Source organism: Geodermatophilus pulveris (assembly GCF_900188375.1).
GTDB classification, from domain to species: domain Bacteria; phylum Actinomycetota; class Actinomycetes; order Mycobacteriales; family Geodermatophilaceae; genus Geodermatophilus; species Geodermatophilus pulveris.
Genome location: NZ_FZOO01000002.1, coordinates 357278 through 382059, shown reverse-complemented (window position 1 = coordinate 382059; position 24782 = coordinate 357278). Strand labels below are relative to the sequence as shown.

Here is a 24782-nt window from a genome sequence, read left to right as displayed (position 1 = left end):
CCGCGCCGGCCGCCGGCACCGCGGGGTGGCGGTGCCGGCGGCCGATGCTGCTCAGGCGGGGTCGACCCGGTCGGCCTGCGGGCCCCGCTGCCCCTCGCTGGCCTCGAACTCCACCCGCTGGCCCTCGTCCAGGCTGCGGTAGCCGCCCCGGTCGGAGATCGCCGAGTAGTGCACGAACACGTCCGGCCCGCCGTCGTCGGGCTCGATGAAGCCGAAGCCCTTCTCCGCGTTGAACCACTTCACCGTGCCGTTGGCCTGACCGCCGCCCGAGGGGCGGCGACCGCCGCCGGCCCGCGGGCCGGCGTCCCGGCCGGCGTCACGGTGGCCGCCGCCGCTGCGCTCGCGGCCGGCGTCGCGGTACCCGCCGCCCCGCGGGCCCGCGTCCCGGCCGCCGCCACCGCCGCCGCGCCCGGCCGGGCGCACGTCCTCGGCCTGCGGGCCGCGCTGCCCCTGGGTGAGGTCGAACTCGACCTGCTGGCCCTCCTCCAGGCTGCGGTAGCCGCCGCGGTCGGCGATCGCGGAGAAGTGCACGAACACGTCCGCCCCGCCGTCGTCGGGCGTGATGAACCCGAAGCCCTTGCCGTCGTCGAACCAGGTCACCGTCCCGGTGCTGCGCCCGCCGCGCGACGGCGGCCGCCGGTCCCGGTCGCCGTCCCGGCCACCCTCCCGGCCACGGCCGCCGTCGCGGTCGCGGTCGCGGTCCCGGCCGTACCCGGCGTCCGGGCGCCGCGGGGCGCCCCCCAGCGGCCGCACCGAGTCCGCCTGCGGCCCGCGCTGCCCCTCGCTCGCCTCGAACTCCACCTGCTGGCCCTCGTCGAGGGAGCGGAACCCGCCCTCGTCGGCGATGGCGGAGAAGTGGACGAAGACGTCACGCCCCCCGTCGTCGGGGGCGATGAACCCGAAGCCCTTCTCGGCGTTGAACCACTTCACCGTGCCCTGCGGCATCCACGTGCTCCTGCTGCTCGTCGCCGGCGGGTCGGTCCCGCCGGCTGTCCTCCGGCCGCCCTCCCCCCTCGGGGGCGCGGCCGCGGACACCAGCGTCCCCCACCGGCCGCGCGCGTGGGCGGGCACCCGGGTGCCGCGGCCGTCCCGGCGCCGCGGCCGCCCCCCTCCGGCGTGTCCCGTTACCCGCGCGCCACCCGGGGTAGGGGCGGCCTCCCAGACGGGGACGGCCGACCGGTGGAGGACCCGATGAGCAGCGACAGCGACGACCACGTGCTGGCCCAGGCGGTGCACGACCTCGGCTCGGCCCTGTGGTTCGGCGGGGCGGTGATGGGCATCGCCGGCGTCAACAAGTCCGGCGCCGACCTGTCCCAGGGCATCGACCGCATCCGGGTGGCCGGGTCGGCGTGGCAGCGCTTCCAGCCCGCCCAGTTCGGCGGTATCGCGGCCACGCTGCTCGCCGGACTGCGGCTGACCCAGGTCGGCGGCCGCCGGCTGGCCCTGCAGCAGGGCTTCGCCCGGGTCGGCGCGGTCAAGGCCGGGCTGGCCGTGGCCGGCGCGGGCGCGACCGCCTACGCCGCCTACAGCGGCAGCCGGATCGCCCGGCTGGCCGAGGAGGCGCAGCGGCGCGGGGAGACCGTCGAGGTCCACGACGCCAGCCTGCCCACCGACCGCACCCCGGCGGAGATCCGGACGTGGCAGCGCCGCCAGCGGGTGACGCAGTTCCTCGTCCCCGCGCTGGCCGGCGCCAACATCGTCTGCAACGCCTGGCTGGTGCAGTCCTACCGCCCGGTCGCCACGGCCCGGGGCGTGCTGGGGCGGCTGCTGCCCGGCTGATCGTCGCGGCACCCCGGGCGCTACGGGACGACCACGTTCCACGGGCGCACGGTCCACGACGTCACCAGGCCGTGGACGACGTACGGGTCGGCCGCGGCGAACCGCTCGACCACCTCGCGCGGCGCCGTCCACACCATCAGCGCGCGGTCGTAGGGGTCGGGCAGGGCGCCGGCCAGCAGCACCTCGCCGCGCTCGTGTGCGGCCCGGACGAGGGCCAGGTGGTCGGCGCGGAGGGCCTCCCGGCGCTGCAGGTAGTCGTCGGCCAGCGTGTACTCCAGGAGCAGGTGCACGCCGACACCCTGGCAGAGGAGGGCTCAGCACAGCCCATGGCGCCGCGGGCGAGGTCCTGGCCGTGCCCGGGACCGTGGCCGGCGAACACATCGACCGGCCCGGCGCGGGCTCGGTGTCCGCGCAGACGACCCGCTCGGCCGACGTCCACGGCCGCAGGCCACCGGCGGCGCACCCCGGCGCGGCCGACCGCCCCGGGGGACGATGGCGGGGTGGCCGGCACCCCGGGGTACGTCGCGCTCGGTGACTCCATCTCGATCGACGACTACTCCGGCGGCCCGGGCCGCGGCGGGGCCAGCCTGCTGTTCGCCAACCGGGACGACGACTTCCCGGAGTGGCGCGGGCGCGACCTGCGCAGCACGTCGCCCGGGACGACGTTCGCGCTCCTGGCGACCGACGGCGCGACCACCCGCACCCTCCTGGACGGGCAGCTGCCCCGGCTCGCGGCGCTCCCGTCGCGGCCCGGGCTGGTCACGGTGACGATCGGCGGCAACGACCTCCTGGGCGCCTACGGGCACACCGCAGCCGCCCGTGCGGTCGTCGCGCACGTGTCGGCGGCCCTCGACCGGGCGCTGGCCGCGGTGAGCGCCGTCCTGGTCCCCGGCGGCCGGGTCGTCGTCGGCACCGTCTACGACCCCAGCGACGGCACCGGCGACGCCGTGCGGCTCGGCCTGCCGCCCTGGCCGGACGCCGTCGCCCTGATCGCGGAGCTGAACGACGCGCTGCGCCGGACCGCCGCCCGGCACGGCGCCGCGGTGGCCGAGATCGCCGAGCACTTCCACGGCCACGGGCTCACGGCCGGCGACCCCCGGCGGCCCGAGGCCCGGCCGGAGCAGCGGGACCTGTGGTTCTGCTCCCTGATCGAGCCCAACGCCTGGGGTGCCGGTGGCGTCCGGGCGGCCTTCTGGGCTGCCCTGCACGGCGGCTGACGGTGGACGTCCCGGACCGGGTCCCCGTGGTGACGCGCCGGCGCCTGCTGGCCGCCGCAGGGGCGCTCGCCGGGGCGGGTGCCCTCGCCGGCTGCGGTGTGCAGCGACCGGACGTGGCCCCTGGTGGGAGCGGCGACGGCGACGCGGCGGGACTCACTGCTCGTCCGCAGCCGGGACCGACCGCCGGGCTCCCGGCGCCCGGGACGCAACCGCTGGACCTGGGTGTCGAGCGGCCGCCGCTGCTGCACGTGCCGCCCGGACTCACCCCGGGCAGCGCGGTGCCGCTGGTGGTCGCCCTGCACGGCGCCGGCGGCGACGCCCGGGCCGGCCTCGGTGTCCTCGGCGGCCTGGCCGACGAGCGGGGGCTGCTCGTCCTCGCGCCGGCCTCCCGCGGGTCGACCTGGGACGCCGTCACCGGCCGGCACGGCGAGGACGCCGCGCTGCTGGACGAGGCCCTGACCCGCGTGTTCGCGACCGTGCCGGTGGACCCGGGGCGCGTCGCCGTGGCGGGGTTCTCCGACGGCGCCTCGTACGCGCTGGGCCTCGGTCTGGCCAACGGGGACCTGTTCGGCCGCGTGGTCGCCTTCTCGCCGGGCTCCGTCGCCGGGGAGTCGCGCGTGGGGCAGCCGGCGGTGTGGGTGTCGCACGGCGACGCCGACGAGGTCCTGCCCGTCGAGCGGACCAGCCGGCGCATCGTCCCGGCCCTCCGCGACGACGGCCACCACGTCACCTACCGCGAGTTCGCCGGGGGGCACGCCGTCCCGCCGGAGGTGGCGAGGGAGGCCGTCGACTGGCTCGAGTGGTGAGGGTGGCGACGCCTCGGGGCGCACGCGGGCCCCGACCGGCGTAGCGTCCCCGTCCACCCCGTTCCGGGGGATCGAGTTCCGGGAGAGCCGATGGCCCTGCTGCGCCGGATCGGTGCGGCCCGCGGCGTGCTCGACGCGGCCGCCGGGCTCGCCGCTGCCGGGGTCGTGGCCGGGGCCGCCGTGACCGTCGGGCTCGTCGGCGGCACGGCGGCACTGGTGGGGGAGACCGCGTCCGTCGCCCGCCGGGGCGCCCGCGCCTCGCTGTCGCTGGCCCACGCGGCCGCGGTCAGCGGCACCCGGGCCGTCGGCACCCTCGTCACCGGCGCCGACCCGCTGCCGGACGGTCGGCTGCACAGCCTGGTCGACGTCGCCCGCGGCATGGTCGAGCCCCCGCCCGCGCGGCACACCCGCCGGGTCTGGGCCGACCGCGGCCGGGTCCAGGTCGAGCTGTGCGCCCCGGCCGCGGACGAGACGCCCGAGGTCCGCCGCGCGCTGCGCCACCGCCTCGAGCGCCTCGAGGGTGTGGACTGGGCCGCGGTCAACGACGTCGTCGGCCGGGTGCTGGTGGCCTTCGACGAGCGCCGGGTCACCGCGGAGGACGTCGTCGGCACGGTCACCGCGATCGAGCGGGCCCGGGGCGGGACGACGCTCTCGCCGGACCACGCCGACCACCCCGCCGACCTCGAGCCGCTGCTGGCGGCCGCCACTGCCGCGGCCGTCGACCTCACCGCCGTCGGGGTGGCCGTCGTGGCGCGGGCGCTGCCTCTCCCGGCGCTCACCCGCCACGCCACCCTCGCCGTCGCGCTGCTGGAGTCCCAGGCCTGGCTCAAGCGGGAGCTGTACCGCAGGGTGGGCCCCCACGGCACCGAACTGGCGCTCTCCGGCGTCAGCGCCCTGCTGCACGCGCTCACCCAGAGCCCCACGGTCCCCGCGCTCAACGCCGCCGCCGCGCTCCAGGAGGTCCTGGAGATGCGCGCCCACCGGCAGGTGTGGCGGCGCCGGGAGTGGGAGCTGTGCCACCCGGACCCGGACGACGAGCGCGAGCCGCTGACGCCACCGGGGCCCCGGCCGCGCCCGCTGCCGCCCGGCCCGGTCGAGAGCTACACCGAGCGGCTGGCCCCCACCGAGCTGGCCGCCGCACTGGGCCTGCTGGCGCTCACCGGCCGCCCCGGGCGCTCGGCCGACCTCCTCAGGGCACTGAACCCGAAGGCCGCCTCCCACGGGCGGGCGGCGTTCGCCACGACGCTGGACCTGCTGCTGTGCCGCCGCGACGTGCTGCCGATGGACGGCTCGGCGTACGAGCGGCTGGACCGGGTGGACGCCGTCGTGGTCGACGGGTCCGCGCTGTGCACCGGCCGCCCGGTGGTCCTCGAGGCCACCGGGCAGGCCGAGGGGTGGGACGACGCCCGGGTGTGGTCGGCCGCCGCCCGGCTGGTCGGCGCGCTGGAGGGTGACGAGCCGGGCGGCGGCGTGCGGCTCGGGCCGTCCCGGGCCGCCGAGGACGCACCCGGCGCGGAGGTGCGCGCCGTGCACGAGGGCCGCCGCCGGGTGGGCACGGTGACCGTCGCCCGCGAGCTGGACCCGCACGCCGAGGCGCTGCTGGCGGCGGCCGCCGCGACCGGTGCCAGGCTGGTGCTCACCGCGCACGCCGGCACCCGGGAGGTGGCCGCGGCCGCCGACGAGGTGGCCCCGGCCGACGAGACCCTCGTGGAGACGGTGCGCCGGCTGCAGCGCGACGGGTGCGGTGTCCTGCTGGTCAGCGACACCGACGGCCCCGGTCTGCAGGCCGCCGACGTCTCCGTCACTCCCGTCCGGCCCGGCCGCGCGCCGGCGTGGGGCGCCGACCTGGTCACCCGCCCCGGGTTGGCCGACGCCTGCCGGGTGGTCGCGGCCACCGCGGTGGCCCGCACGGTGAGCCGGCGCTCGGTGCAGGCGGCGCTCACCGGCAACGTCCTCGGCGCGCTGCTCGCCGCCGTCGGCAGCGAGGGGTACGGGCAGCAGCGGGCCACCTCGCCGGGCAAGACGGCCACGATCGTCGCGATGGTGGGTGGCACCTGGGCCGCGGTCCGGGCCGCCGGCCGCCCGGTCCCCCCGCCGGCGGTGCACACACCCTGGCACGCGCTCGACCCCGACGAGGTGCTGCGCCGCGTGGCCGAGCTGCCGGCCGCCGACGGCGCGCGGCCGGTCCGCTCCGGCCGGGTCCGGGCGCTCCCGGTGGTGCAGGGGCCGGCCCGGTTCGCCCGCACCGTCGCCGCCGAGCTGGCCGACCCGCTGACCCCGGTCCTCGGCACCGGCGCGGCGGCGACCGCGGTCCTCGGCGAGGCCACCGACGCCGTCCTCGTCGGCAGCGTCACCGTCGCCAACGCCCTGGTGAGCGGGCTGCAGCGGCTGCGGGCGGAGACCGCGCTGGAGTCGCTGCTGCTCCAGCAGGACGTCGTCGTCCACCGCGAGGCCGACGGCGGCCGCGAGGACGTGCCCGGCAGCGCGCTGCGGCTGGGTGACGTCGTGCAGGTCGAGCCGGGTGACGTGCTCGCCTGCGACGCCCGGCTGCTGGAGGCCGTGGACCTCGAGGTCGACGAGTCGAACCTGACCGGCGAGTCGCTGTCGGTGGGCAAGTCGGTGCCGGCCACCCCCGGCGCCGAGGTGGCCGACCGCACCTGCGTGCTCTTCGACGGGACCACCGTGGTCGCCGGGCGCGGGCGGGCCGTCGTCGTCGCGGTGGGCGACGCCACCCAGGCCGGCCGCGCCGCCCGGGCGGCCGGCGGCGCGGCGCCACCGGCCGGCGTGCAGGCGCGGCTGGGCGAGCTGACCCGCGCGGTGCTCCCGCTGACCCTGGCCGGTGGCGCGGCGGTCACCGCGCTGGGCGTGCTGTGGCGCCGCCCGCTGCGCGACGCCGTCCGGGACGGCGTGGCCGTCGCCGTCGCCGCCGTGCCCGAGGGGCTGCCGCTGGTCGCCACGGTCGCGCAGCAGGCCGCGGCCCGGCGGCTCTCGCGGCGCGGCGCCGTCGTCCGCAGCGCCCGGGTGCTCGAGGCCCTCGGCCGGGTCGACACCGTCTGCTTCGACAAGACCGGCACCCTGACCGAGAACCGGCTGCGGGTGGCCCGCCTCCTGCCGCTGGACGGCGACCTGGACGACGACGGGCTGCTGCGGCTGATCGCGGCCGGCGTCGGCAACGGCGACGACCGGGCGCACGAGACCGACCGGGCGGTCGTGGAGGCCGCCCAGGAGCGCGGCGTGTGCCCCGACGGCGAGGCCGGGGAGAGCCTGCCGTTCGCCGCCGGACGCGGCTTCTCGGCGGCGGTGCGCGACGGCCGGCTGGTGGTGAAGGGGGCTCCCGAGGTGGTCGCCGGTCGCTGCCGGGGCGCCGGGGACCTCACCGCGCAGGTGCAGGAGCTCGCCGCCGCGGGGCTGCGGGTGCTCGCCGTCGCCGAGCGGGAGTGGGACGGCGGCGACCTGGAGGACGGTGCCCGGGACCTCACCCTGCGCGGCCTGGTCGGACTGGCCGACACGGTGCGCGACTCCTCGGTCGCGGCGGTCGAGCAGCTGCGGGCCGCCGGCGTCCGGGTGGTCGTGGCCACCGGCGACCACCCCGGGACCGCCCGCGCCATCGCCGCGCAGGCCGGCGTCCCCGGTGCCGACCGGGTCGTGACCGGTGCGCAGTTCGTCCGCGCCTCGGACGCCGAGCGGACCCGCATGGTGCGGGAGACGACGGTGTTCGCGCGGCTGTCGCCGGAGCACAAGGTGTCCCTGGTGGCCGCGCTGCGCCGCGCCGGGGCGACGCTCGCGATGACCGGGGACGGCGTGAACGACGCCGCGGCGATCCGGCTGGCCGACGTCGGGGTGGGGGTCTCCGGTGCCGAGTCGCCCGCCGCTCGCGCCGCGGCCGACCTGGTGCTCACCGACCTGGACCTGACCCGGCTGGTCGACGCGATCGGCGAGGGCCGCGCGATGTGGTCGCGGGTGCGGGACGCGGTCTCGGTGCTGGTCGGGGGCAACGCCGGCGAGGTGACGTTCACCGTGCTCGGCACCGCGTTCGGCGGGCGGGCGCCGGTGAACACCCGGCAGCTGCTGCTGGTCAACCTGCTCACCGACATGTTCCCGGCGCTGGCCGTCGCCGTGGCGGCGCCTCGTCGCGGTCCCGCCCGCCCCGCGCCCGGCGGGGACGACGGCCCGCTGGCCGGGCACCCGCTGGCCGCGGTGCTCGAGGGCGGGCCGCAGCGGGGCTTCACCCGGGAGGTGCGGCGGATGGTGCTCGTCCGCGGGGCGGCCACCACCGCCGGGGCGACCGCCGCCTGGGCCACCGGGCGGCTCACCGGGTTCCGCGGGCGGGCCGGGACGATGGGCCTGGCCGCGCTGATCACCACCCAGCTGGGGCAGACCGCGTGGGCCGGCCGGCGCAGCCCGCTGGTGCTGGTCACCGTCGCCGGCTCGCTGGCCGTCCTCGCCACCGTCGTCCAGACGCCGGGGCTCAGCCACTTCTTCGGCTGCACGCCGCTGGACCCCCTGGCCTGGCTGGTCGTGCTCGGCTGCGCGGCTGCCGGCACGGCGGGCGCCGAGGTGGTGCCGGTGCTGGTCGCGCGCTCCCGCTCCGGCGAGGTCGAGGCGGCACCCTGATCCAGCGTCGTCGGGGTGGCGGACAGCGCCCCCGGCGGCGCGTGGCAGGGGTGCTGCGGGTCCGGGTCGAGGGCAGCCGGCCCGTCCCGTGCCAGGCCGGCGCCGCGGCTACGGCGGTCTGGGGCGGCCGGCCCCGCCCGTGGGCGGCGCGACCGGGTCCGCCGCACCCGATCCGGCTGGCCGGGGTACGGCCGCCGGGGGGACGGCGGTCACCGGCGCAGGTGCGCCCGCAGGGCCGCGACGACCATCCGGTGGTCGTCCAGCTGCGGCAGCCCGGAGACGACGACCGCGCCGACCGGGCCCACGGAGCGGACGAGGACGGGGAACGCCCCGCCGTGGGCCGCGTAGCGCGCCGGGTCCAGGCCGAACTCCGCCTCGAACGTGGTGCCCCGCTCGATGCTGGCCTGCCGGACGTGGAGGCTGCTGTGCCCGAACCGGTCGACGACGCGGGTCTTGCGCCGCACCCAGGAGTCGTTGTCCGGGCTGGTGCCGGGCAGGGCGGCGTGGAAGAGCTGGTGGCCGTGCCGGGTGACGTCGACGGTCACCGCGGCGCCGTCGCGCCGGGCGGCCGCCACCAGCGCCGAACCGAGGTCCCAGGCGTCGTCGTTGGTGAAGCCGTCGAGGACCAGCTCCGCCTCCTCGGTGGCGAGCTGGGCCACAGTGGGCACTGCACGGGACGGTAGGGCACCGGACGACGGGGCATCGGTCATGGCGCCCTTCCTACCGGGCGGGGTACCCGGGCACCGGGCAGGGCGGGCAGGCGACAGGGGTGGCCATGAGGTGGACCGAGCGGCTGGACCGGTACCAGCGGCGGCACCCGGGAGCGGGGTTCCCGATCGCGGTGGTCTACAAGTTCCTGGACGACGACGGCCACTTCCTCGCCGCGCTGATCACCTACTACGGCTTCCTCGCGCTGTTCCCGACGCTGCTGCTGCTGGCCACCGTGCTCGGCCTGCTGCTGGCCGGGGACCCGCAGCTGCAGCAGCAGCTGCTGGACTCCGCGCTGGGCGAGTTCCCGGTGATCGGCCCGCAGCTGGCCCGCCCGGAGGGGCTCGGCGGCGGGTTCACCGGGATCGTGGTCGGCGGGCTGGTCGCCCTCTACGGGGCCACCGGCCTCGGCCAGGCGATGCAGCACGCCATGAACAACATCTGGGCGGTGCCCCGGCACAGCCGCCCCGACCCGGTCACCTCCCGCGGCCGCAGCCTGCTGCTCCTGTTCACCCTCGGCCTGCTGCTGCTCGCCAGCACCGTCCTGTCCGCGGTGGGCACGGGCGTCGCGGCCTACAGCGGGGGCTCCACCGGGTGGTTCACGGTGCTGGTCACCGCCGCCTCCGTGGTCGCCAACGCCGCGGTGTTCGTGCTCGGCTTCCGCATCACCACGGCCCGCCGGCTCACCACCCGGCAGGTGCTCCCCGGCGCGCTCACCGCCGCGGTGCTCTGGCAGCTGCTGCAGTCCTTCGGCGGCATCTACGTGGCCCGCGTGGTCGCCAACGCCAGCGCCGTGGACGCCGTCTTCGCCCTGGTGCTCGGCCTCATCGCCTTCGTCTACCTGGCCGCGGTCGGGCTGGTGCTCTGCGTCGAGATCGACGCCGTCCGCGTCGACCGGCTCCACCCGCGGTCGCTGCTCACCCCCTTCGTCGACCACACCGACCTGACCGAGGGCGACGAGCGGGTGTTCACCGACGCCGCGCGGGCCCAGCGCGCCGTGAAGCACCAGGAGATCGACGTCCGCTTCGAGACGGGGGACGACGCGGCGCCGCGCCCCTGAGCCGGAAAAGCGGTGGCGCACCGATGAGCCCGGCGCGCACAGTCCGTCGTAGGGGTGGAGGACGCTGCGCGACACCGCCGCTCGAGGGAGTCGGGATGACATCAGGGAGCACGCTCGCCATCGAGGCGACCGGCCTGGCCAAGTCGTACGGGGAGACCCGCGCCGTGGCCGGCGTCGACCTCGCCGTCCCGGCCGGGGCCATCTACGGCGTCCTGGGGCCCAACGGCGCCGGGAAGACGACGACCATCCGCATGCTGGCCACGATCGTCCCGCCCGACGCCGGCACCGCCCGGGTGCTCGGCCACGACGTCGTCGCCGAGGCCGACGCGGTCCGCGGGCTGGTCAGCCTCACCGGCCAGCTGGCCTCGGTCGACGAGGAGCTCACCGGCCGGGAGAACCTCGTGCTCATCGGCCGGCTGCTCGGCCACCGCCGGGCCGCCGCGCGCGCCCGCGCCGACGAGCTGCTGGAGGCCTTCGGCATCGCCGGCGCCGCCGGGAAGCTGGTCAAGCACTACTCCGGCGGCATGCGCCGGCGGCTGGACATCGCCGCGAGCATCGTCGTCACCCCGCGGTTGGCCTTCCTCGACGAGCCGACCACCGGGCTGGACCCGCGCTCGCGCAACCAGGTCTGGGAGATCGTCCGGGCGCTGGTGGCCGAGGGGACGACGGTGCTGCTGTGCACCCAGTACCTGGAGGAGGCCGACCAGCTCGCCGACGGCATCGTGGTCATCGACCGCGGCCGGGTGATCGCCGAGGGCACGCCGGGCCAGCTCAAGGCGTCCATCGGCACCGGGGCGCTGCACGTGCGGCTGCTCGACCCGGCCCGCCGCGCCGAGGCCGCGCGGCTCCTGGAGGCCGTCGTCGGCACGGTGACCCTGGAGCCGGACCCGGCCGCGCTGTCGGCAGCCTGCAGCGACGCCGACCGCGCGGCGACCGCGGTCGGCGAGCTGGGGCGGGCCGGCGTCGGCCTCGCCGACTTCTCCCTCGACCAGCCCAGCCTGGACGAGGTGTTCCTGTCGCTCACCGGTCACCTCGCCGAGGAGCCGGCACCCACCTCCGGGAAGGCGTCATGACCGCCACCGCACCCGCGACCGACGCCGACACCGCCGCCGTCCGCCGCGCCATCGCCTCCACGGCGCGCCCGCCACGCCCCGGCCCGCTGTCGACGGCGCTGACCTTCGGCTGGCGCGGCATGCTGAAGATCAAGCACGTGCCCGAGCAGCTGATCGACGTCACCATCACGCCGGTGCTGTTCGTGCTGATGTTCACCTACCTGTTCGGCGGTGCGCTGGCCGGGTCGACCAGCGCCTACCTGCAGTACGTGCTGCCCGGGATCCTGGTCATGTCGGTGGTGTTCACGACCGTCTACTCCGGCGTGGCGCTGAACACCGACCTCACCAAGGGCGTCGTCGACCGGTTCCGCTCGCTGCCGATCTGGCGGCCGGCGCCGCTGCTGGGGGCCCTGCTCGGCGACAGCGTCCGGTACGTGCTCGCCGGCACGGTGATCCTGGTGCTCGGCGTCGTGCTGGGCTACCGGCCCGAGGGCGGGGCGGTCGGCGCCCTGGCGGCGCTCGCCCTGGTCGTCGTCTTCTCCTTCGGGCTGTCCTGGGTGTACTCCGCGGTCGGGCTGGTGCTGCGCTCGCCCAGCGCGGTCCTCAACGGGGGCTTCATGGTGCTGTTCCCGCTGACCTTCCTGTCCAACGTCTTCGTCGACCCCGGCACGCTGCCCCGGCCGCTGCGGGCCTTCGTCGACGTCAACCCGATCTCGGTGCTGGCCACGGCGGCCCGATCGCTCATGGCCGGCACCCCCGACGGCACCGCGATCACCGTCTCCCTGGCCGTGGCGGCGGGGCTGGCCGCGGTGTTCCTGCCGGTCACCACGCGCCTGTACCGCAGCCGCTGAGCCGTCGCCGTCCGGGAGGCCGCCGGAGGCCGGCGGTGGGACCCTGCTCGTACGCCGCCGGCGGGCCGGGCACCCCGCGCCCGGGCGGGCGCGGACGGGAGGTCGGACACGGTGCACGAACCGCGCGACGAGTCCGGTGACCACGGGTACGACACGGTGCACGCGGACCTGGCCGCGGCCACCCCGCCGCCCGCGGGGGCCGCACCCCCGGCGGAGCCGGCCGGCGGGGACGGCGCCACCGGCGGGGACCTCGGCTACGACGAGGCGCACGACTTCTGACCGCGGCCGGGTGCGGCGGCCCCGGGGCGGGGTAGCGGGCGGTCATGCCGGAGCAGCCAGGTCACCCCGCGTCCGCCGGACCCCGCGACGGGGAGCTGCGGCTGCCGGACGGGCGGACCCTGGCCTGAGCCGAGTACGGGGACCCCGCCGGGCGGCCGGTGCTGGGCTGCCACGGCTCGCCGAGCTCGCGGCGGGAGCGCCACGCCGAGGACCCGGAGGACTACCGGCGCTGGGGCGTGCGCCTCGTGGTGCCCGACCGGCCCGGCTTCGGCGGCTCCGACCCGCAGCCGGGCCGGCGGGTGGCCGACTGGCCCGAGGACGTCGCCCGGCTGGTGGACCACCTGGGGATCGGCGAGTTCGCCGTCCTCAGCCTGTCCGGCGGCGCCGCCTACGCGCTGGCCTGCGCGCACGCCTTCGACACCCGGGTGGTCGGCGTCGGCGTCCTCGGCGGGGCGCCGCCGCCGGACGTCCCGTGGGCCTGGCCGGGGTGGGTGCCCCGGCGGCTGCGGGCGGTGGCGCACCGGCCCTCGCCGGTGGCCTCGCTGCTGCGGCCGGTGTTCGCCCCGGCGGTCCGGCGTCCGGAGGCGATCCCGCGCTACCTGCAGACCCGGCTCAACGCGGCCGACCGGCGGGTGCTCGGCCGGCCCGGCGTGCGAAGGGTGCTGGTCGAGATGTTCACCGAGGCGCTGCGCAACGGGACCGGCCCGGTGGCGGAGGACCGGGCACTGCTGTTCCGCCCCTGGGGGTTCCCGCTGACCGAGGTGCGCCAGCAGGTGCACCTCTGGCACGGCACGCAGGACTGGCAGGTGCCGGTGGCCCTGGGCCGGGTGCTGGCGGCGATGCTGCCGCGCTGCACGCCGCACTGGCTGCCCGGCGAGGGCCACTTCGCGGTCTTCGACCACGCCGCGGAGGTCCACGCCGCGCTGCGCCCGTGACCGGCCCGCCCGCCCGGGGTGCGCCGGTGCGGGTCACCCCGCCAGCCGGACGAGCACGGCCTCGTCCGGCCCCAGGTGGACCTCCCCGGCCGGGTCCGCCGTCCGCTCCGGGTCGGTGGACACCAGCAGCGTGGCGTCCGCGCCGACGGGGGCCACCCGCGGCTCGGCGGTGAAGTTCACCGCCGCCAGCAGCCGCTCGCCGTCCCCCTCGCGCAGCCACGCCAGCACGCCCGGCCCGGCGTCGACCATCTGCTGCCGGCCGGTCTGCAGCGTCCGCGAGGTGGCCCGCAGCGCGGTCAGCCGGCGCACCAGCGACAGCGTGGACGACGGGTCGGCGGACTGCCGCTCGACGCACAGCCGCTCCGCGTCATCGACCAGCGGCAGCCAGGGCTCCCCGGTGGTGAACCCCGCGCCCGGGCCGGCGACCGACGGCGGCCGCCAGGGGATCGGCGCCCGCTCGGGGTCGCGGCCGTCCACGTCGACCACCCGGTCCGGGGGGACGACGGCGTCCGGCAGGCCCAGCTCGTCGCCCTGGTACAGGAACGGCGTGCCGCGCAGGGCGGTCAGCAGCAGCGCGACCGCCCGCGCCCGCGCCGGTCCGTGCCCGCCCTCGCCCGCGGCGGCGTCGTACCGGGTGGCGATGCGGGGGTGGTCGTGGTTGCCGAGGAACCAGGCCGGCCAGGCCTCCGGCTCGGCCTGCGCCTCGAACTCCTCGATCGCGGTGCGGAAGGCGCCGGCGTCCCAGGGCAGGTGGACGAACACGAAGTTGTGCGCCAGGTGCAGCTGGTCGCCGCCGGCCAGGTAGGCCAGCACGCGGCGCAGGTCGAGCAGGTACACCTCGCCGACGATCATGCGGTCGGGGAATTCGTCGACCACCCGCCGGATGCCGCGCAGCCGCTCGTGGGCGGTCTCCCAGTCCTGGTCGTGGCGGCGGTCGGAGCCGGCGTTGCTGCGCAGCAGCGGGTCCTTGGCCAGCCGCTGCAGGGCGTCGATGCGCAGCCCGTCGACCCCGCGGCGCAGCCAGAACCGGACCGTGTCGTGCATCGCCGCCACGACCTCCGGGTTCTCCCAGTCCAGGTCGGGCTGCTGCGGCGTGTACGAGTGCAGGTACCACTGGCCGGTGCCCTCGTCGAAGGACCAGGCCGGGCCGACCGCGGCGAACTCCGAGCGCCAGTCGTTGGGCGGGCCGCCGTCGGGGGCGCCGTCCCGCCACACGTACCAGTCGCGCTTCGGGTCGGTCCGCGAGGACCGGGAGGCGAGGAACCACGGGTGCCGGTCGGAGGTGTGGTTGGGCACCCAGTCCAGCACCACCCGGATGCCCCGCGCGTGGCAGTCGGCGACCAGGTCGTCGAGGTCGGCCAGGGTCCCGAACAGCGGGTCGACGTCGCAGTGGTCGGCGACGTCGTAGCCGAAGTCGGCCATGGGGGAGGGGTAGATCGGGGACAGCCACACCGCGGCGACGGACAGCCCGGCGAGGTGGTCCAGGTGCGCGCGCAGGCCCCGCAGGTCGCCGATGCCGTCGCCGCCGGAGTCGGCGAACGACCGCGGGTAGACCTGGTAGACCGCGCCGCGCTGCCACCACGGCGGCGCCTCCTCGTCGGTGCGGTGGTCCACGGCGACCTCCAGGGTGGGACGGACGGACCGCGCGGCCCTACCCCGCCTCCCCGCCGGCGAGTCACCGGCGTGCCGGTCAGCGGGCCAGGAAGTGCACGCCCAGCCACACCCAGGCGAACAGCACGGCCAGCCGGCCGGGCGTCGTCCGCATCGCGGCGCCGACCGCCTCCGCGGCCGTGGCCGGCCCGGCGCCGCGGCGGGCGGCGGTCTCCAGCAGCAGCGCCGCGACCAGCAGGACGGCGAACCCCGCGGCGGCGGTCACGAGGGCCGCCGCGGACGGGTGAGCAGCCAGGCGCCGGCCGCCAGCCAGGCCAGGGTGGCCGCGCCGCGCACCAGCGGGACGGCGAGCACCGGGTCGGCCAGGTCGCTGAGCGTCGGCAGGTCGGCGTCGGCCAGGGTGACCAGCTCCCAGCCGAGGGCCGCCGCCAGCCAGACCAGCCACGGCAGCCCGCGCCGCCCGACCGGCGGCGCGCCCGCCCCGGCGCGCCGGGCCAGGCCGGTGGCGGTGACGGCGGCACCGGCGGCGGCCACGGCGACCAGCGCGCCCGCGGACAGCTGGCCGGAGACGGCGACCACGGCGGCGCAGCCGAGGGCGGCCGCGACGAGGGTGAGCCGGCGTCGTCCCCGGGCACACCCCACCCGTGCATGCTGGCGCAGCCGACCGCCGCAGGGTGCTGGTGCTCACCGGCGTCCTGCTGCCCGTGCTGCTCGCCTGGAACAACCTGCTCGTGCACCGGCTGCCCGGCCGGCCGGGGTCCTACGTCGTGGCCAACGTCGCCGCGGCGGGCGTGCTGCTCGCGGCGGCCCGGGCCGCCGGGCTGTCCTGGGCCGAGCTGGGCCTGGACCGCCGCCGGCTGGCCCCGGGCGCGCGGTGGGGCGGCGGCTGCGCCGCGGCCGTCGCCGCGGGGTACGCGGTGGCGCTCGCGCTGCCCGCCCTGCGGCCGCTGCTCGCCGACGGCCGCGTCGCCCGGCTCGACGCCGCGGAGCTGGCCGGCCAGGCGCTGGTCCGGATCCCGCTCGGCACCGTGCTGTGGGAGGAGGTCGCCTTCCGCGGGGTGCTGCTGGCCGCGCTGGCCCGGCTGCTGCCGCGGGCCGGCGCGGTGGGGGTGTCCGCCGCGGTGTTCGGGCTGTGGCACGTGCGGCCCACGCTCGGCGCGCTGGCGGCCAACGACCTCGCCGGGCCGCCCCTGGCCCGCGCCGGGGCCGTCCTGCTGGCCTGCCTGGCCACCGCGGCGGCCGGCGTGCTGTTCGCCGCACTGCGGGAGCGCAGCGGCAGCCTGCTCGCCCCGGCCCTGCTGCACCTGGCCACGAACTCGCTGGGCCTGCTGGCGGCGGCGACTGCTCACCGGCTCGGGCAGCCGGTTCCCTAGACTCGCCGCCGATGACGACGGCGAGGTGGCGGGCAGCGCTCGCCGTCCTGGCCCTGCTCGCCGGCGCGGCGGCCGTGCTGACCAACGCAGCGCTCTTCCCGCTCTACTCGCTCAACCGCGACGACTCCGTCTACGTCGCCATGGCCGAGCTGCTGCAGACCGGCGCGGTCACCCTACCCGCCGACGCCGACGCCTTCCGGCCCTGGGCGTCGGCGGTGGTCGGCGACCGGGTCGTGCTGAAGTACACCCCGCCCTGGCCGGCGGTCATCGCGGCCGCCGACCTGCTCACCGGCTCACCGCGGGCGGCGCTGGCGGTCAGTGCCGCGGCTGCCGCGGTGCTGGTCGCGCTGTTGGCCGCCGAGGTGCTGCGCGACCGGGTCGCCGCGGTCACCGCCGGCGCGCTGTTCGCGCTCTCGCCGGTCGTGGTGGTGCAGAGCGGCACCTACCTGCCCTACCTGCCCGCCCTGGCGCTGGGCCTGGCCGCGGCGCTGCTGCTGCTGTCCGGGGCGCGGCTGGGGTCGACGCCGCGGCTGGTCGCGGCCGGCGTCGTCGCCGGGGTGGCCGCCTTCGCCCGCCCCTTCGACGCGCTGCTCACCGTGGCCCCGTTCGGCATCGCCGTCCTGCTGGCCCGCGAGCGGGGCGGGCTGTCGCGGCCCGGGGTGGTCGTGCGGGTGGCGGCCGGCGCGCTGCCGGTGCTGGCGCTGACGCTGGTCTACAACGCCCTCGTGGTCGGGGGGCCGTTGCGGCTGCCGTTCACCGTCACCGGCCCCCAGGACACCTTCGGCTTCGGCGACCGGGGCGTCTTCCCGCAGCACACGTCGCCGTTCACCCCGGCCGACGCCGCCTCCGGCCTGCTGGCCAACCTGCGGGGGACGCCGGGCTGGGTGGCCGGCGGGCTGGTGCTCGTGGCGCTCGCTGCCCTCGGGCTGGGCCGGACCGCCGGTGCCGCGCGGTGGGCGGTCGCCGCGCTGGCCGTCGTCGTCCCGCTGGGCTACCTGCCGTTCTGGGGGCCGTGGGCGATGGGCACCCAGTGGGAGGGCCTGGTGCTGTTCGGGCCGTTCTACTGGCTGCCGGTCGTCGTCCCGCTGGCGGTGTTCGGCGCGGCGGGCCTGGTGCGGCTCGCGCGCCGGCGCGGGCCGGCCGCCGTCCTGGTCGCCGCCGCGATGGTCGCCCTGACCGCGCTCGCCGTGCCCGGCCCGGTCGCCGGCCACCGGGAGGTGACCGCGGAGTACCGGGCGGTGCAGCGGGTGGTGCAGGACGCCGGCCTCGACGACGCGCTGCTGTTCCTCCCGCGCCGCGGCGACCTGGGCTTCCTCAGCGACAGCCCGTTCCTGCAGAACGACCCGGCGCTGCGGCAGCCGGTGCTCTACGCCGCGGAGCGCGGGGCGGCCGACCTCGCGCTGGCCGCGCGCTTCCCCGGGCGCTCCCTGCACCGGCTGGCCGAGGACGGCGAGGCCCCGCCGGTGGTCCAGCCGCTGCGGGTGGACGCCGGTGCGCAGGTCAGCCTGCGGCTGCGGCTGACCGTCCCGGCCGGCGCGTCCTCCGCCGTCGCGTACCTGCGGGCGGGGGACCGCACGTACCGGCAGCCGCTGGACGGCTCGGGCGAGGTGACCTGGACGGTGGCCGCGCCCGGCTCGGCGGCCGGCCCCGGGGCGGTGGTGCCGGCCGCCGACGGGGTGCTCGCCGTCGGCCTGACCGTGCGCTCGCCGGGGGACGACGGGCCCGGCGACAGCTGGGAGCGGCGGGTCGTGCACCGCAGCGTGGACGGCGGGACCCGGGTGGAGCTGTTGCGGCCGGGGCAGGCCTGGGCGCGGGTGGACGGCGGCGGCTGGGCGCCCGACGCGGTGGGCAGCCCGGTCGAGGAACTCCCCTGACCGTCCCGGAGCGGCCCACTCGAGGACAGCTGCGAGGACGTTCCCGCGGGAACGTCAGGCCATGGGTCGAGGCGTTCGGAGCAGCAGGTGAGTGGACCTGGAGAGCGGCCGAACAGTGTGCGCCGAGGACCGATCTCCCCCTTGAGAACTGATCCTCAGCGCACACTCTTCCGGACAGAGGTGGCCCTGAGGCCGCCTTCGGGGGCGGGCTGGCGGTGGCGTCCCCAAGCGGCCACTCCGGGAGACACGGGAGAGACGTTCCCGCGGGAACGTCGTCCGACCGCGGCGGCGCGTGTCTCTGAGTGGCCCACTGGGGGACAGTGGCGGAGCCGTGGCGATTCCAGCCGTAGCCGACCGCGCCGATGTACCAGGTCGTCTCGCAGGACCGTCCCTGATGGGGCTGCATCCGGTCCGGAGCCGCCTTCAGGGCGGCGGGCGGTGCGTGGTCCGAGTTCCTGTGATGGCGCCGCGAGTCGGGCACCGCGAGGACCCACTCGAGGAGGACTCCTGCGAGTCCCGTCTCGACGGCGGCGAAGCACCCGGCCGCGGGGGACGTGGCCTGGTCGACGGTCTTGGCGGTGCGGTCGCTGCCGGTGGCGCTGGTGCCGGCCCACGCAGTCGTCCTCACGGTGGGGCCGGCGGGGCGTCGTCCTCAGGGCCGGGCGGCGAAGGCCAGCAGGCCGGCCAGCGCGGCCTCCGGGTCCGGCCCGCGGACGCCGACCCGCGCCAGCTCCGGGGCGGGCACGGCGCGCGCCGTCCCCTCCGGCGCGAACTCCACCACCCCGCCGGCGGGCAGCTCGGCCGCGGTCACCGTGCCGGCCCGTGCGGCGGCGGCCAGCCAGGCGGCCGCCGCCTGCGGGTCCCAGACTGCGGGCGCGGGCGCCCGGCACCACCGCCGCCCGCCGGGCGCCGGCACCGGTGGCCGGGCGGCCGCCCACAGCTCGCCGAGCGAGGCCACCGGGCGGGCGGCGCCGGTCGCGGTGGTCAACAGGTAGCCCCCGCGCCAGGGCGTGACCCGCAGCCGCCCGCCGGTCAGCAGCCGGCCGGTCGCCGCGGCCCGGGCGGCCCGCTGCGCCGGGCCGGCGCCGGCCAGCACGTCCTCCCAGGCCGCGGGACCCCGGGCGCCGCCGCAGGCGCCGCACACCGGGTCAGGCCGGGCGGGGCGAGCGGCGCAGGAAGTCCTGGGCGATCTCGTCGAAGGTCACCCACTGCACGCCGTCGTGCGCCTTGATGTGCGCGATGACCCGCTCCAGCGCCATGAGGACCTGCGGCCGGCCGGACACGTCGGGGTGGATGGTCATCGTGAAGGCCGCGTAGTCCTGCTCGCGGTACACCCAGTCGAACTGGTCGGTCCACATCTGCTCGATGTCGCGCGGGTTGACGAACCCGTGGCTGTTCGGGCTGGTCTTGACGAACATCATCGGCGGCAGGTCGTCGAGGTACCAGTTCGCCGGGATCTCCACCAGCTCGGTCTCCCGGCCGCGCACCAGCGGCTGCATCCACGTCTCGGCCGGCTGCGAGTAGTCGATCTTCGTCCAGCTGTCGCCGACGCGGACGTAGTAGGGCTCGAAGTCCCGGTGCATGAGCGAGTGGTCGTAGGTGATGCCCCGCTCGAGCAGCAGCTCGTTCGTGACGGGTGAGAACTCCCACCACGGCGCGACGTAGCCGGTGGGACGTCGGCCCGCCCGCTCGCCGATGAGGTCGATGCAGCGGTCGAGGACCGCGGACTCCTGCTCGCGGCTCATCGCGATCGGGTTCTCGTGGCTGTAGCCGTGCACGCCGATCTCGTGGCCGGCGGCCACGCACGCGTCGAACTGCTCGGGGAACGTCTCGACCGAGTGCCCCGGCCAGAAGAACGTCTGGGTCAGCCCCTCGCGGCGGAACAGCTCCAGGATCCGCGGCACCCCGACCTCGCCGGCGAACAGCCCGCGGGAGATGTCGTCGGGGGAGTCCTCACCGCCGTAGGACCCCAGCCACCCGGCGACGGCGTCGATGTCGACGCCGAAGGACACGAAGATCTCCTTGTTCCCTGACGAGCTGGCCACGCTGCGTTCCCCTCTCTCGAACGGTCGCCGGTCACAGCCGGCCGGCGAGCACCCCGGCCGGGTCGCGCGGGTCCAGCGCGAGCGCGGCGGACAGCAGCAGCCGGCCCTGCCAGGGGCTCAGGTCGCCGCCGAACAGGGCGCCGTCGCCGGCCAGGCGCGCCCCGCCGCCGGCGTAGAGCGGCGCGACTGGGCCGGCGGGCACCCGCGAGCAGACCAGCACCGGGACGCCCCCGGCGACCAGCTCGGCGGCCGCCGTGGCCACCGGCGGCGGCACGTTGCCGACGCCGAGCGCCTCCAGCACGACCCCGGCCGCGCCGGCCGCGGCCGCGGCGCGCAGCAGGGCGTCGTCCGACCCCTGGTGGCAGGCGACGACGTCGACGCGCGGCAGGGCGGCACCCAGGTCCAGCGGCAGGGCCGGCGGTCGCGGCGGGCGGGCCAGGGGGAGGACGGCGCCGGCGGCGACCCGCAGCACCGGTCCGCGCCCGGGCGCGCCGAAGGCCGCGCTGCGCAGCGTGTCCAGCTTGCGCACCCCGCGGGCGGCGAAGGCCAGCCCGTCGAAGGCGAGCAGCGCGCCGAGGTCGCGCGCCGCGGGGTCGGCGGCCACCCGCAGCGCGTCGGCGAGGTTGGCCGGGCCGTCGGGGGCCGGCGCGTCGAAGGGCCGCTGGGCGCCGGTGAACACGACCGGCCGCGGGTCGTCGTGCACCAGGTCGGCGAGGAACGCCGACTCCTCCATGGTGTCGGTGCCGTGGGTGACGACGACGCCGTCCACGCCGCCGGCCAGTTGCTCGCGCACCGCGCGGACCAGCGCGCGGGCGTCGGCCTCGGTGAGCGCGAAGCTCGGCACCGTCGTCAGGTCGCTGACGGTGACCTCGAGACCCGGCAGCGGCCCGGCCGCGGTGAGCAGCTCGGCCGCCGGCGTGGTGGCCGACAGCCCGCCGTCCGTGCGCCGGCTGGCGATGGTGCCGCCGGTCGCCAGCAGGTGGACCCGTGCCACGACACCTCCTCGCGCTCCCGTCGAGCACAGGTGACCACGGCGGTGCGGGCGGCGCACCTCGGTGTCCCGCGGGGTGGGTCAGACGGCGGCGGTCCCGATCAGGCCCTTGCGGGTCACCAGGCCGGCGAGCTCCTCCTCGGACATCCCGTCGGTGCCGTCGGGCCGCCGCGGGACGACCATGTAGCGCGACTCGGCGCTGGCGTCCCAGACGCTGATGCGCACGTCCGCCGGCAGCTCGAGGCCGAACTCCGCGAGCACCCCGCGCGGGTCCCGGACGACCCGGGACCGGTAGGCCTCGCTCTTGTACCAGGCCGGGGACGGGCCGAGCAGCGCGATCGGGTAGCAGGAGCACAGCGTGCAGACCACCACGTTGTGCTCGTCGTCGGTGTTGGCGACCACCTTCAGCCGCTGCTCCTGCAGCCCGCCGGCCATCGACAGGCCGACCCCCCTGATCGCCGCGTTGGCGTCGGCGAGCAGCCGGTCGCGGAAGCCGTCGTCCACCCAGGCGCGGGCGGCGATCCGGGCGCCGTTGGCCGGGGAGCCCCCGGCGAGGAACTCGTCGATGCGGCGGTCGATCTCGCCGGCGTCGACGAGGCCGCGCTCCTCCAGGAGCGCCTCGACGTGCCGGACCCGCTCGGAGATCGCCGAGCTGCCGTGGTGGTCCCCGCTCACGGTGTGCCTCCCTGCTGGTCTGCCGGCTCCAGGTAGTCCTCCCAGAGCTCCACGGTCACGTCGTGGTCGCCGTCGCCGAACAGGTCCGCCGCGGCGAACCGCACGTGGTAGACGGCCTGCGTCGTCCCCGCCCGGCCGCGCGCCCGGTCGTCGGCGAGGGGGTGGTGCCCGGCCAGCTCGACCACCCGCCCGACGGCGCCGCGGGCGTACCGCGGCAGCCGCGTGTGCCAGGCCGGGTCGGCGGTGCTGGTGCGCACCGCGTCGCCGGGCGCGAAGCGGTCAGGCACCGGCGAGCTCCTCCGGCGTCGCCACACCCTTCTCGGCCAGCAGCGTGGTGATCGCCGTGAACCACTTCTCGTAGTACGAGCTGGCGAGGTAGGCCTCCGGCGGCATCCGCTCGATGGCGTCGCGGAACTCGTCGAGGTTGTAGACGCCGCGCCGGATGAGGGCGGCGTTGAGGGCGAGCACGTGCGCCTCCCAGTCGGCGTGGAAGGCCGGCTCGTCCGGCTCCTCCACGATCGCGGGGAACCCCACCATGCCGCCGACGTCGTTGATGCGGCTCACCCCGCGATCCTGTCCCGTCCCGGCCGCGCGGTCCAGCGCGCCCGCTCATCGCCGGGGTCGCCGCCCGCCCAGGTGCGCCAGGACCGCCGCAGCGAGCAGCAGCGACCAGCCGGCCTGGACGGCGGCCAGCAGCAGCGTCGGTCCGCCGGTCACCAGCGCGGCCAGCAGCGGCAGGCTGCCCACGACGCCGACGTCCGGCCCTTGCAGGAGTGTGGCGCCCACCCCTGCCGGCACCACGCCCATCGGGGTGGAGACCACCGGCCCTGCCCAGTCCACCTCCGGGCGGTACGCCCCCCGCAGCACGGCGGCCGCCCACGCCGGCGCCACGGCCAGGCCGAACAGCGCCCAGGTGCCCGCCGCCCCGGTGCCCACGCCGAGCAGCAGCGCGCTCAGCGGGCACACGAGCGCGGCGGCCGCCAGCGGCAGCACGGCCCGGCTGCGCACCACGGCCGCCGCCGACAGGGCGAAGGACCGGTCCACCTCCGGGGCCGCGTACGCCTCCCGGGCCGGGCGGCCCGCCGCGGTGGCCGCCAGACCCCATCCGAGCAGGCAGCCGGCCCACACCGCCGGGCAGCGCGCCGAGTCCCTCCGTCCGGGCGACGACCACCGGGACGGCCACCGCGACCGCGAGCTGCCCGAGCTGCCACCGGCTCCGGGCCAGGACGGCGAGGTCACCGGCCACCACCGCTCGCCACGGACGCCGCACCCGGCCGAAACGCCGGCTGCGCCGCGGCGCCCGGTCCTGCTCCGACAGCGCCCGCCCCAGCTGCCGCGTGTCCAGCGACAGCAGCGAGGCGCCGGCGTGCCCGGCCGTGGTGCCGTGGGCGAGCAGCCTCCCGGCGTGCAGCCGGCCCAGGCCCCGGTCGGCCCGCACGAGCAACACCAGCGCCGCGGCCGCCGCCGCGCCGAGCACCCACGCCGGCGGCGCAGCGGTGACCGGGACGTCGAGCCGACCGCCGCCTGCGGCCGCGAGCGTGCCGGCGACCGCCGGGAGCACCGCCGCGGCGGCTGCCACCGCGCCGGCCGTCCCGGCCACCACGCCCGGGCCGCGGCGTCGACTCGGTGGCTGCGCGGTGCGGCCCACGGCGCCTCGGCGGCGTGTCTGCAGCAGCGCGGTGCCGCCGACTGCGGCGCCGGACAGCGACGTGGCCCAGCCCACTCCCTGCAGGACCAGCCCCAGGGTGGGGCTCGACGCACCACCGAGCGTCAGCGGGAGGGTCAGCAGCGCGGCGCCAGCGGCGACCACGGCGGTCAGCCGCAGCAGCTCCGCACGCAGCAGTCGGCGCCGGTCGGCCGGCAGCGGCAGCCACCACGCGGCGACCGCCGGGGTGGCGCTCACCGGACCGAGGCGGGCCAGGACGACGACGGTGCCCGCCACCGCGACCACGGCCAGCGCGGCCGAGGCGAGCGCCGGCGACAGCGCCGGCTCGGTCACCGGCGCCCCTGCCAGCGCGATCTCCTCGCGCAGCGACACCAGGCCGCTCCCGGCGACCGCGACACCGGTCGCCACCGAGACCAGCACGCCCCAGGCGTCGCCGATGCGGGCGGCCAGCGTGGTCCGCGCCCGGGCCGCGGTCGCCCGGCGGGTCAGCCGGCGCACCGCGGCGCCGTCCAGTGGCGTCACCGCGGGAGACGCCACCGTTCAGAGCTCCGGGATCCGGCCGGCGGCCTCGGCGGGGGCCAGCAGCCGGCATGCGTCGTCGTCCACGACGAGCACCTGGTCGGCGACCGACCCGACCACCTCGGCGTCGTGGCTGGCGAACAGCACCGCCGTGCCGGCGTCGCGCAGCGCGGCCAGCCGGGTGGCCAGCCGGACGCGCATGCCGGCGTCGAGGCGGCGCTCGGGTTCGTCGAGGACCAGGAGCCGCGCGGGTCGGACGAAGGCGGCGGCCAGCGCCAGCCGGCGCCGCTGACCGGACGACAACGCCGAGGGCAGGGCGTCGGCCCGGTCACCGAGCCCGAACGCCGCCACCTCGGCGTCCACGACGTCCGCGGCCGCGGGTACACCGTGCCCGAGCGCGGCCAGCAGCAGGTGCTCGCGGCCGGTGAGCGAGGCGAAGAAGGCGTCGTCGTCCAGGACGGCTGCGACGTCGCGGCGGAACCCGGCCGACCGCTCGTCGACCGGCAGGCCGTCGAACGTCACGGCACCGGCCAGTGGCTCCAGCAGCCCGACCAGCGTGCGCAGCAGCGTGGACTTGCCCGATCCGTTCGGGCCGACGACGGCCAGGGCGCGGCCCGCGGCCAGGCGCACGTCGACAGGGGCGCACACCGGTGCGTCGCCGTATCCGACGGCGAGGTCCTCGGCGACGAGCAGGGCGAGCGAGCCGGTGGGGTTCCGCATGGCCGGT

Annotated in this window: 25 protein-coding genes and 1 pseudogene; 11 read left to right on the top strand and 15 right to left on the bottom strand. The window is 77.9% G+C overall.

The features are described 5' to 3' along the window. Window positions 1–51: 51 nt before the first annotated feature. Window positions 52–945 carry a cold-shock protein gene (locus tag CHB98_RS22980; RefSeq protein ID WP_089304533.1) on the bottom strand — a complete coding sequence of 298 codons (894 nt, stop codon included), beginning with the start codon at window positions 943–945 and terminating at the stop codon, window positions 52–54. 246 nt (window positions 946–1191) lie between these two features. Here CHB98_RS22980 and CHB98_RS05230 point away from each other — a divergent pair, with 246 nt between their 5' ends. Continuing rightward, window positions 1192–1779 carry a hypothetical protein gene (locus CHB98_RS05230; RefSeq protein ID WP_089304804.1) on the top strand — a complete coding sequence of 196 codons (588 nt, stop codon included), beginning with the start codon at window positions 1192–1194 and terminating at the stop codon, window positions 1777–1779. A gap of 20 nt (window positions 1780–1799) precedes the next feature. Here CHB98_RS05230 and CHB98_RS05225 read toward each other — a convergent pair whose 3' ends face one another. Next, the gene (locus tag CHB98_RS05225; protein ID WP_089304532.1) at window positions 1800–2069 is read right to left on the bottom strand and encodes a YciI-like protein; all 270 of its coding nucleotides are present in this window, start codon (window positions 2067–2069) and stop codon (window positions 1800–1802) included. Window positions 2070–2279: 210 nt separating this feature from the next. Between CHB98_RS05225 and CHB98_RS05220 the strand changes: the two genes are divergently transcribed. The 3 genes from CHB98_RS05220 (at window position 2280) to CHB98_RS05210 (ending at window position 8416) form a co-directional block, all read left to right on the top strand. Beyond that, entirely contained in the window at window positions 2280–2996 is a 717-nt protein-coding gene (locus CHB98_RS05220; protein WP_179224204.1) for a GDSL-type esterase/lipase family protein, read from the top strand. A 29-nt stretch (window positions 2997–3025) separates the two neighbouring features. After that, on the top strand, window positions 3026–3802 hold the full coding sequence (locus tag CHB98_RS05215) for an alpha/beta hydrolase (protein ID WP_245820934.1): 777 nt from the start codon (window positions 3026–3028) through the stop codon (window positions 3800–3802). Window positions 3803–3892: 90 nt separating this feature from the next. After that, window positions 3893–8416, top strand: coding sequence for a cation-translocating P-type ATPase (locus CHB98_RS05210; protein WP_089304530.1), 4524 nt, complete (start codon window positions 3893–3895; stop codon window positions 8414–8416). A 209-nt stretch (window positions 8417–8625) separates the two neighbouring features. Here the strand turns inward: CHB98_RS05210 and CHB98_RS05205 are convergent, their stop codons facing one another. After that, on the bottom strand, window positions 8626–9084 hold the full coding sequence (locus tag CHB98_RS05205; RefSeq protein ID WP_245820933.1) for a heme-degrading domain-containing protein: 459 nt from the start codon (window positions 9082–9084) through the stop codon (window positions 8626–8628). 107 nt (window positions 9085–9191) lie between these two features. Here CHB98_RS05205 and CHB98_RS05200 point away from each other — a divergent pair, with 107 nt between their 5' ends. The 5 genes from CHB98_RS05200 to CHB98_RS05185 all read left to right on the top strand — a co-directional run bounded on the left by CHB98_RS05200 (window position 9192) and on the right by CHB98_RS05185 (window position 13301). Further along, window positions 9192–10184, top strand: coding sequence for a YihY/virulence factor BrkB family protein (locus CHB98_RS05200; protein WP_089304802.1), 993 nt, complete (start codon window positions 9192–9194; stop codon window positions 10182–10184). Between the two features lie 95 nt (window positions 10185–10279). After that, window positions 10280–11257, top strand: coding sequence for an ATP-binding cassette domain-containing protein (locus CHB98_RS05195; protein ID WP_089304528.1), 978 nt, complete (start codon window positions 10280–10282; stop codon window positions 11255–11257). Further along, complete coding sequence (locus tag CHB98_RS05190; RefSeq protein WP_089304527.1) at window positions 11254–12087, top strand: ABC transporter permease; 834 nt, start codon at window positions 11254–11256, stop codon at window positions 12085–12087. The genes CHB98_RS05195 and CHB98_RS05190 overlap by 4 nt, the downstream gene beginning before the upstream one ends. 111 nt (window positions 12088–12198) lie before the next feature. After that, a complete protein-coding gene (locus CHB98_RS21420) occupies window positions 12199–12366 on the top strand; it encodes a hypothetical protein (protein WP_179224202.1) in 168 nt (55 codons plus the stop codon). Between the two features lie 158 nt (window positions 12367–12524). Next, window positions 12525–13301 (top strand): alpha/beta fold hydrolase, encoded by a 777-nt coding sequence (locus CHB98_RS05185; RefSeq protein ID WP_245820932.1) that lies wholly within the window; start codon window positions 12525–12527, stop codon window positions 13299–13301. 33 nt (window positions 13302–13334) lie between these two features. On the opposite strand, the gene CHB98_RS05180 is transcribed toward CHB98_RS05185, so the two are convergent. The 3 genes from CHB98_RS05180 to CHB98_RS05170 all read right to left on the bottom strand — a co-directional run bounded on the left by CHB98_RS05180 (window position 13335) and on the right by CHB98_RS05170 (window position 15554). Further along, window positions 13335–14915, bottom strand: a complete 1581-nt coding sequence (locus CHB98_RS05180) for an alpha-amylase family glycosyl hydrolase (protein WP_089304526.1) — start codon at window positions 14913–14915, stop codon at window positions 13335–13337. Between the two features lie 76 nt (window positions 14916–14991). Continuing rightward, window positions 14992–15177: a DUF6186 family protein gene (locus tag CHB98_RS05175; protein WP_089304525.1), complete on the bottom strand. Its 186-nt coding sequence runs from the start codon at window positions 15175–15177 to the stop codon at window positions 14992–14994. Continuing rightward, entirely contained in the window at window positions 15174–15554 is a 381-nt protein-coding gene (locus CHB98_RS05170) for a hypothetical protein (protein ID WP_089304524.1), read from the bottom strand. The genes CHB98_RS05175 and CHB98_RS05170 overlap by 4 nt, the downstream gene beginning before the upstream one ends. 2 nt (window positions 15555–15556) lie before the next feature. On the opposite strand from CHB98_RS05170, the gene CHB98_RS05165 reads away from it, so the two are divergent. Both CHB98_RS05165 and CHB98_RS05160 read left to right on the top strand, forming a co-directional pair. After that, window positions 15557–16285, top strand: a complete 729-nt coding sequence (locus CHB98_RS05165; protein WP_245820931.1) for a CPBP family glutamic-type intramembrane protease — start codon at window positions 15557–15559, stop codon at window positions 16283–16285. Window positions 16286–16296: 11 nt separating this feature from the next. Beyond that, on the top strand, window positions 16297–18159 hold the full coding sequence (locus CHB98_RS05160; RefSeq protein WP_089304522.1) for a DUF7846 domain-containing protein: 1863 nt from the start codon (window positions 16297–16299) through the stop codon (window positions 18157–18159). A gap of 652 nt (window positions 18160–18811) precedes the next feature. Here CHB98_RS05160 and CHB98_RS05155 read toward each other — a convergent pair. The 9 genes and pseudogenes from CHB98_RS05155 to CHB98_RS05120 form a co-directional block, all read right to left on the bottom strand. Continuing rightward, complete coding sequence (locus CHB98_RS05155) at window positions 18812–19303, bottom strand: hypothetical protein (RefSeq protein ID WP_089304521.1); 492 nt, start codon at window positions 19301–19303, stop codon at window positions 18812–18814. A gap of 4 nt (window positions 19304–19307) precedes the next feature. After that, the gene (locus CHB98_RS05150; RefSeq protein WP_089304520.1) at window positions 19308–20204 is read right to left on the bottom strand and encodes a polysaccharide deacetylase family protein; all 897 of its coding nucleotides are present in this window, start codon (window positions 20202–20204) and stop codon (window positions 19308–19310) included. A 31-nt stretch (window positions 20205–20235) separates the two neighbouring features. Beyond that, window positions 20236–21198 carry an asparaginase gene (locus CHB98_RS05145; protein ID WP_089304519.1) on the bottom strand — a complete coding sequence of 321 codons (963 nt, stop codon included), beginning with the start codon at window positions 21196–21198 and terminating at the stop codon, window positions 20236–20238. A 78-nt stretch (window positions 21199–21276) separates the two neighbouring features. Then, on the bottom strand, window positions 21277–21870 hold the full coding sequence (locus CHB98_RS05140; RefSeq protein WP_089304518.1) for a nitrile hydratase subunit alpha: 594 nt from the start codon (window positions 21868–21870) through the stop codon (window positions 21277–21279). Continuing rightward, a complete protein-coding gene (locus CHB98_RS22865) occupies window positions 21867–22157 on the bottom strand; it encodes an SH3-like domain-containing protein (RefSeq protein WP_218822252.1) in 291 nt (96 codons plus the stop codon). The genes CHB98_RS05140 and CHB98_RS22865 overlap by 4 nt, the downstream gene beginning before the upstream one ends. Then, window positions 22150–22434 (bottom strand): SH3-like domain-containing protein, encoded by a 285-nt coding sequence (locus tag CHB98_RS22860; RefSeq protein WP_089304516.1) that lies wholly within the window; start codon window positions 22432–22434, stop codon window positions 22150–22152. Before CHB98_RS22860 ends, CHB98_RS22865 begins: the two co-directional genes overlap by 8 nt. Window positions 22435–22479: 45 nt before the next feature. After that, entirely contained in the window at window positions 22480–22998 is a 519-nt protein-coding gene (locus CHB98_RS05125; RefSeq protein WP_089304515.1) for a hypothetical protein, read from the bottom strand. Window positions 22999–23038: 40 nt separating this feature from the next. Further along, a pseudogene (locus CHB98_RS22975) lies at window positions 23039–23821 on the bottom strand (DUF6297 family protein); the annotation flags it as partial. 255 nt (window positions 23822–24076) lie between these two features. After that, on the bottom strand, window positions 24077–24775 hold the full coding sequence (locus CHB98_RS05120; RefSeq protein ID WP_089304514.1) for an ABC transporter ATP-binding protein: 699 nt from the start codon (window positions 24773–24775) through the stop codon (window positions 24077–24079). Window positions 24776–24782 lie beyond the last annotated feature (7 nt).

What these genes read in the sequence shown, in the direction of transcription:
- CHB98_RS22980 (WP_089304533.1), bottom strand. Translation starts at nt 945, where the DNA reads ATGCCGCAGGGCACGGTGAAGTGGTTCAACGCCGAGAAGGGCTTCGGG.
- CHB98_RS05230 (WP_089304804.1), top strand. Translation starts at nt 1,192, where the DNA reads ATGAGCAGCGACAGCGACGACCACGTGCTGGCCCAGGCGGTGCACGAC.
- CHB98_RS05210 (WP_089304530.1), top strand. Translation starts at nt 3,893, where the DNA reads ATGGCCCTGCTGCGCCGGATCGGTGCGGCCCGCGGCGTGCTCGACGCG.
- CHB98_RS05200 (WP_089304802.1), top strand. Translation starts at nt 9,192, where the DNA reads ATGAGGTGGACCGAGCGGCTGGACCGGTACCAGCGGCGGCACCCGGGA.
- CHB98_RS05195 (WP_089304528.1), top strand. Translation starts at nt 10,280, where the DNA reads ATGACATCAGGGAGCACGCTCGCCATCGAGGCGACCGGCCTGGCCAAG.
- CHB98_RS05190 (WP_089304527.1), top strand. Translation starts at nt 11,254, where the DNA reads ATGACCGCCACCGCACCCGCGACCGACGCCGACACCGCCGCCGTCCGC.
- CHB98_RS05160 (WP_089304522.1), top strand. Translation starts at nt 16,297, where the DNA reads ATGACGACGGCGAGGTGGCGGGCAGCGCTCGCCGTCCTGGCCCTGCTC.
- CHB98_RS05120 (WP_089304514.1), bottom strand. Translation starts at nt 24,775, where the DNA reads ATGCGGAACCCCACCGGCTCGCTCGCCCTGCTCGTCGCCGAGGACCTC.